Source organism: uncultured Eubacterium sp. (genome assembly GCF_934295145.1).
Lineage (GTDB): Bacteria > Bacillota > Clostridia > Lachnospirales > Lachnospiraceae > Eubacterium_I.
Genome location: NZ_CAKRAS010000092.1, coordinates 1 through 6249 on the forward strand (window position 1 = coordinate 1; position 6249 = coordinate 6249).

General features: G+C 43.7%; 3 protein-coding genes. All 3 read right to left on the reverse strand.

Annotated elements, in window-relative coordinates:
- Positions 1–253 precede the first annotated feature (253 nt).
- A complete protein-coding gene (locus Q0I54_RS12810; RefSeq protein ID WP_296119174.1) occupies positions 254–1093 on the reverse strand; it encodes a 3-hydroxyacyl-CoA dehydrogenase family protein in 840 nt (279 codons plus the stop codon).
- Positions 1094–1327: 234 nt separating this feature from the next.
- Positions 1328–2515 (reverse strand): acetyl-CoA C-acetyltransferase, encoded by a 1188-nt coding sequence (locus Q0I54_RS12815; protein WP_296119176.1) that lies wholly within the window; start codon positions 2513–2515, stop codon positions 1328–1330.
- Positions 2516–3364: 849 nt separating this feature from the next.
- The coding region (gene carB / locus Q0I54_RS12820; protein ID WP_296119179.1) for a carbamoyl-phosphate synthase large subunit at positions 3365–6249 on the reverse strand (2885 nt) is incomplete at its 5' end.

The window sequence follows — 6249 nt, forward strand, 5'->3', positions numbered from 1 at the left end:
GCGAATTCTTTGAAAAGGCTTCTTGCCATTTCGTGTTTCTTACTTAATCCGAAATCCATTTTTTACTTTTCCTCCATTTTTAGTGAAGCACAGTCAAAACTCCAAAAGGCGCCAAAGACATGTGTAGCAAAATGCACATGTCTGGCACCTCTCTCCGACATTATGATCGGATATCAGTCATTTTGACCGCTGACTTCTTATATATCTTATAAAGGATGATCCCCCTTATAATTCGAGAGTATTTATTCTATTCTTACTTGCTGTAATCGTAGAAACCTACGCCTGTCTTGCAGCCAAGTTTACCTGCGCGTACCATTTTTCTAAGTAATGGAGCCGGACGATATTTCGGATCGCCTGTCTCGCTGAAGATTACTTCCATGATAGCAAGGCAGATATCAAGACCAATGTAGTCACCTAACTGTAAAGGTCCCATTGGGTGGTTAGCACCTAATTTCATTGCTGCATCGATATCTTCCACGCTTGCAACACCTGCTTCTAATACGCAGATACCTTCGTTGATCATCGGAACAAGGATTCTGTTTACTACGAAACCTGCTGCCTCGTTAACCTGTACCGGTGTTTTGCCGATCTCTTTGGAGATCTCAACGATTCTGTCTCTTAACTCATCCGGAGTATTTGCTCCCTGGATTACCTCGATCAGTTTCATTACAGGTGCCGGGTTGAAGAAGTGCATTCCGATTACCGGTCTGTCAAGGCCTGCACCGATCTCTGTAATGGATAATGAAGATGTGTTTGTTGCAAAAATACACTCAGCCGGAACGATGTCCTGAAGCTCTTTGAATGTCTGTTTTTTGATTGCCATATCCTCTAATGCTGCTTCTACTACTAAATCAGCATCTGTACAAATATCTTTTGTACCTGTGGTAATTTTAGCAAGGATTGCATCAGCTTTGTCCTGATCCATTTTGCCTTTTGCGATTCTTTTCTCGAATCCTTTTGCGATTTTTTTCTTGCCATTTGCAGCAAACTCATCATTGATATCGCATAAATATACTTCATAGCCTTCTGTCTGTGCAAAAGCCTGTGCGATACCAGATCCCATTGTTCCTGCTCCAATAATACCAACTTTCATGATATGTCCTCCTTAAAATGAAATTATATACTAACATGAAACATATTGACTGCCATACCCAAACAATCTTGTCCATAGATTAGTCACACATATCTAATTATGTTTTATGCTTTTCAGCACTCTGTTAAATAACTAACGATGTTAGTTACAAAATATCTCCGACACTTTCGCATGTCGCAATCATGCCGGAGATAGATCCGGATTTTTTAAATCCTTTTAAAAATCAAATTCTTATTAAGCTTCTTTTTTAACGATTGTAGCACAGCCCATTCCACCGCCGATACACAGTGTAGCAAGTCCGTATGTAACGTCTCTCTTCTGCATAGCGTGAAGCAGTGTAACAAGGATACGGCATCCGGAAGCTCCTACCGGATGTCCAAGTGCGATAGCACCACCGTTTACATTTAAGATATCAGAGCTGAAGCCTAACTCTTTCTGTACTGCTACAGACTGAGCTGCAAATGCCTCATTTGCCTCGATCAGATCGATATCATTCATTTCAAGACCAGCGATCTTTAATGCTTTTCTTGTAGCCGGAACCGGTCCGATACCCATGATCTCCGGAGCACATCCGCCAAGAGCACCTGCTACGAATGTAGCCATCGGTTTAACACCAAGTTCTTTTGCTTTCTCTTCGCTCATTACAACGATTGCTGCTGCACCATCGTTGATACCGGAAGCGTTACCTGCCGTAACAAGTCCGCCCTCTTTACCGGAGCAGCATCTTAATTTAGAAAGTGACTCAGCTGTTGTACCAGGACGTGGTCCCTCATCTTTTGCGATCATAACAGTCTCTTTTTTCACTTTAACCGGAACCGGAACGATCTCATCATCAAATGCTCCGGACTCCTGAGCTGCTACTGCTTTCTGCTGGGAAACTGCTGCGAACTCATCCAGTTCTTCACGTGTTAATCCCCACTGATCACAAATATTCTCAGCTGTGATCATCATATGATAGTTGTTGAATGCATCCCATAATGCATCATTAACCATTGTATCAATCATAGTTGCATTGTTCATTCTGTAACCAAAACGAGCTTTCTTTAATGCATATGGAGCCATGGACATGTTCTCCATACCACCTGCTACAACGATATCAGCCTGTCCAGCCATGATCATGTTTGCAGCCTCGTTTACACATTTCAGACCGGATCCGCATACTACGTTCAGTGTAAAAGCCGGAACCTCATTTGGGATACCTGCTTTGATAGATGCCTGACGAGCTACGTTCTGTCCCTGGGAAGCCTGGATAACGCATCCCATCATAACCTCGTCAACCTGCTCCGGAGCAACGCCTGCTCTTTTTAATGCCTCTCTGATAACGATAGAGCCTAACTCAACAGCCGGAGTATTTCCAAACTGTCCTCCCATTTTACCGATTGCAGTACGGCAAGCGCCTGCTAATACAACTTTCTTTGCCATTTTTTCTTCTCTCCTTCTTGACTTTAAAAATATACCTCTAGTAATTATGTTAAAAGAATAACGCTAGACAAATTTATTTTAGCACTATCATCTAAATTTTGCAACGTTTCCTCCGTCATTTTTCCTAAAATTTCGAAAGGATTTTCGTACACTTTTGTCATTTTTTTAACACAGTCGAAAGGGTGAAAAGTCATTGAAAGACTGTTATTTTTTTAACATAGTCTGTAAAAAAAATTAGGATTCGCACCGAATCTCGGTATCCGCTATCCTATTTTTCTCTTTCAATGGTTCCTCGCTCTTCTGGCTAAGGCTTTTGAAAAATCTTACGAGTTAACTTTAACACACGTATGCATACAATGCAATACCCACAAACAGGTAATTAAATTTCTTCCCACTCCCTACATTACCACAAAGTAATCGAAAAATCCACCCTTTTTATGCAACTTTGATATTTATTTCACAAAATCTTCATATTTAAAGACCTCTATTCAGACTTGCAAATTACGCTTTTACGTTTTCGCAAATGGACATATAAGATTTTAGCAGCATCATTTTTTGTGAGCAAATTGGCTCATGTAGTACAGAGCTGACTGCTTCTATATTCTTTATGTATACGGTAGCACGTATAAGTGGAACAAGATGGACGCAAAAACTCCAAGGCAAGGCGGTAGATTGATTTTCGTTATCGGAGCGAGCATAGCCCGACCGCGTGAGTGTGTCTGAGGCTGCCGTTTTTGCAGCCGAGTTCACGGGAGCGGTCGGAAATAAGCGGCGCAGCGCAGATAGAAAATCATTCGTGCCTGCATTGAAGTTTTTGTTCCATCTTGTTTTTTTATATAAGCTAAAAAATTAAAGGTTCTTAACTGTCGCGATGTCGATCATCGTCATCTGATCATTTGCTGTCTCAAGACTGAGTGCCAGCGCATTTGCCGTATCCATAGATGTCAGGCAGTGAACACCTGTCTCAATGGCATTTCGGCGAATGAGGAATCCATCTCTGGATTTATCACGTCCCTGTGTCGGTGTATCGATAACAAGGTCGATCTTGTGTCCGAGGATCAGATCCATAACGTTTGGTGATTCCTGAGAAATCTTATTGACACGGCGCGCATTTACACCATGATCCTGCAGGTATTTTGCAGTACTTCTTGTAGCGTAAATAGTATAGCCCAGTGCTTCAAAACGTTTTGCAACACCAACTGCCTCTTCTTTATCAGCATCTTTGACTGTCATGATCATCCGTTTGTACTTCGGAAGCTGGATACCCGCACCAATAAATGCTTTGTACAATGCTTCGTTGAAGTTCTTTGCGATACCAAGGCACTCACCGGTGGATTTCATCTCCGGTCCAAGGCTGATTTCGGCTCCGCGCAGTTTCTCAAAAGAGAATACCGGCATCTTGATCGCAATGTAATCTGCCTCCGGTGCCAGTCCTGGCTCGTATCCCATACCTTTGATCGTTTCGCCGAGGATTACTTTCGTTGCCAGATCTACAATCGGAATACCTGTTACTTTACTGATATATGGTACGGTTCTGGAAGAACGCGGGTTTACTTCGATAACGTATACTTCCTCATTCATGGCGATAAACTGAATGTTGATTAGTCCTACAACATGAAGTGCTCTTGCCAGACGTTTTGTATACTCTACGATGGTCTCTTTTACATGATCACTGATGGTCGGTGCCGGATATACGGAAATACTGTCTCCGGAATGTACACCGGTACGCTCGATATGCTCCATGATACCCGGAATCAGGATATCTGTGCCATCGCATACCGCATCGACCTCAATTTCTTTACCCATCAGGTATTTATCGATCAGAATCGGATGATCCTGTGCGATCTGGTTGATGGTATCGATAAATTCTACAATCTCATCATCATTGAATGCAATATGCATACCCTGTCCGCCAAGTACATAAGAAGGACGAACCAATACCGGATAACCGATACGGTTTGCTGCTGCTTTTGCTTCCTGAGCGGTGTATACCGTACCACCTGCTGCTCTCGGAATACCTGTCTTCTCCAGGATTTCATCAAAGAGCTCACGGTCTTCGGCTGCATCAACATCCTCTGCTTTTGTACCAAGGATCGGAACGCCCATTTTCATCAGGCTCTCGGTCAGTTTGATGGCTGTCTGTCCACCGAACTGTACGACTGCTCCATCCGGTTTTTCGATGTTTACGACGTTTTCTACATCTTCCGGTGTCAGCGGCTCGAAATACAGTTTGTCAGCGATATCAAAGTCGGTGGAAACTGTCTCCGGATTGTTGTTGATGATGATTGTCTCATATCCGGCTTTTGCGAAGGCCCAGGTACAGTGTACGGAACAGAAGTCGAACTCGATACCCTGTCCGATACGGATCGGGCCGGAACCAAGTACCAGAACTTTTTTCTTCTTTGCAGTTCCGTCTGCCTCATTTTCGCCATCGAAGCAGGAATAGTAATACGGTGTAGTTGCCTCAAACTCAGCAGCACAGGTATCAACCATTTTGAAGGAAGCTGTGATACCGTTCTCGTAACGCATGTTTTTGATGTATTCTTCATCTTTTCCGGTTAACTGAGCGATGACTTTATCCGGGAACTCAATACGTTTTGCTTCGCGGAGCAGATCAACTGTCAGTGCCTCGCTACGCAGACGGCCTTCCATCTCAACCAGGATTGCAATCTTATCAATAAACCATTTGTCGATCTTTGTGATGTCATGGATGGTATCATAAGAAACTCCACGACGGCATGCTTCAGCAATAACCCAGATTCTTCTGTCATCTACTACTTTCAGACGCTCGATCAGTTTGTCATAAGAAAGTGCCAGATACTCATCAGAAACAAGGCTGTCCACATGCTGTTCCAGGGAACGGATGGCTTTCATCAGTGCACCCTCGAAGTTTGTGCAGATACTCATAACCTCACCGGTTGCTTTCATCTGTGTGGTAAGCGTACGTTTTGCAGTGATAAATTTATCAAACGGCAGACGCGGGATTTTTACAACACAGTAATCCAGCATCGGCTCAAAACTTGCATAAGTTTTGCCTGTGATAGCATTTTTAATCTCATCCAGTGTATAACCAAGTGCGATTTTTGCAGCAACTTTTGCGATCGGATATCCGGTTGCTTTGGAAGCCAGTGCAGAAGAACGGCTTACACGCGGGTTTACCTCGATAACACAGTATTCAAAGGAATCCGGGTTTAACGCATACTGTACGTTACAGCCACCGGTGATATTCAGCTCGCTGATGATGTTTAACGCGGATGTACGCAGCATCTGGTATTCTTTGTCACCCAGAGTCTGAGATGGAGCAACAACAATGGAATCACCGGTATGCACACCAACCGGGTCGATATTCTCCATATTACATACCGTGATGCAGTTTCCATTGGCATCACGCATTACTTCGTACTCAATCTCTTTCCATCCGGCGATGCAGCGCTCAACCAGAACTTCTCCGACACGGCTCAGGCGCAGACCGTTGGTCAGGATTTCAACCAGTTCTTCTTCGTTATGGGCGATACCGCCACCGCTTCCTCCTAAAGTGAAAGCCGGACGCAGTACAACCGGGTAACCGATGGTATTTGTAAATTTGATACCATCTTCAACTGTATTTACAACCAGGGAAGCGGCACATGGCTCACCGATTTTCTCCATCGTATCTTTGAATGCCTGACGATCCTCCGCACGGAAAATAGTCTCAGCTGTGGTACCGATGAGTTTTACACCGTTCTCCTCTAAGA